Genomic DNA, 1,151 nt, shown 5'->3' with positions numbered 1-1,151 from the left:
TTCGCGCTCTTGGTCGACGGCCTCGAGGCCGAGCGCGAGCAAGGCATCACCATCGACGTCGCCTACCGCTTCTTCGCCACGCCGAAGCGCAAGTTCATCGTTGCCGACACGCCCGGCCACGAGCAATACACCCGCAACATGGCGACCGGCGCCTCGACCGCCGATCTGGCGATCGTGCTGATCGATGCCCGGCAAGGGGTGCTGCGCCAGACAAGGCGCCATTCGATCATCGCCTCGCTGCTCGGCATCCGCCACATCGTGCTGGCGGTCAACAAGATCGATCTCGTCGATTTCGACCAGGCGGTCTTCGACAGGATCGTCGAGGACTACCGGCAGTTCTCGCGCGATCTCGGTTTCCAAGCCATCATGCCGATCCCGATGTCGGCCCGCTACGGCGACAACGTCAGCCGCCGCTCCGAAACCATGCAGTGGTATTCCGGCCCGACACTGATCGAGCATCTCGAAACCGTGTCGGTCGACGAAGCCACGGCCGAGCTGCCGTTCCGCTTTCCGGTCCAGTACGTCAATCGCCCCAATCTCGACTTTCGTGGTTTTGCCGGCACCATCGCGTCCGGTACCATTGCGCAAGGCGACGAGGTCGTCGTCGCCAAATCGGGCAAGTCCTCGCATGTCAAACGCATCGTCGCCTATGGCGGCGATCTCAAACAGGCAGTGGCCGGCCAGGCCATAACGCTCGTGCTCGACGACGAGGTCGAGATCTCACGCGGCAACATGCTGGTTTCGCCGGCCGCACGGCCGCAGGTCGCCGACCAGTTCGCCGCCAGCATCGTCTGGTTCGACGAAAATGCGCTGCTGCCTGGCCGGTCCTATATCCTGCGCACCGAGACCGATCAGACCAGCGCCACCGTCACCGATCTGAAATACCGCATCAACGTCAACGACTTTGCCCATGAGGCGGCCAAGTCGCTTGAAATGAACGAAGTCGGCATCTGCAACATCTCGACGCGGACGCCGATCGCCTTCGATCCGTTTGGCGAGAACCGCACCACCGGCGCCTTCATCCTGGTCGACCGCATCTCAAACGCCACGGTCGGCGCCGGCATGATCCTGCATTCGCTGCGCCGCGCCGAAAACATCCATTGGCAATCGCTCGATGTCGGCAAGGGCGTGCGCGCCGACATGAAGAACCA

The 1,151-nt window shown here is 62.9% G+C and carries 1 protein-coding gene; it reads left to right on the top strand.

Annotation, left to right across the window (positions count from 1 at the left end):
• Positions 1-1,151, top strand: a 1,151-nt coding sequence (locus FJ492_RS28620) for a GTP-binding protein (RefSeq protein WP_246676160.1), incomplete at both ends; no start/stop codon positions are given.

Source organism: Mesorhizobium sp. B2-5-4 (genome assembly GCF_006441095.1).
Lineage (GTDB): Bacteria > Pseudomonadota > Alphaproteobacteria > Rhizobiales > Rhizobiaceae > Mesorhizobium > Mesorhizobium salmacidum.
This window is presented reverse-complemented; position numbering and strand designations above follow the sequence as displayed.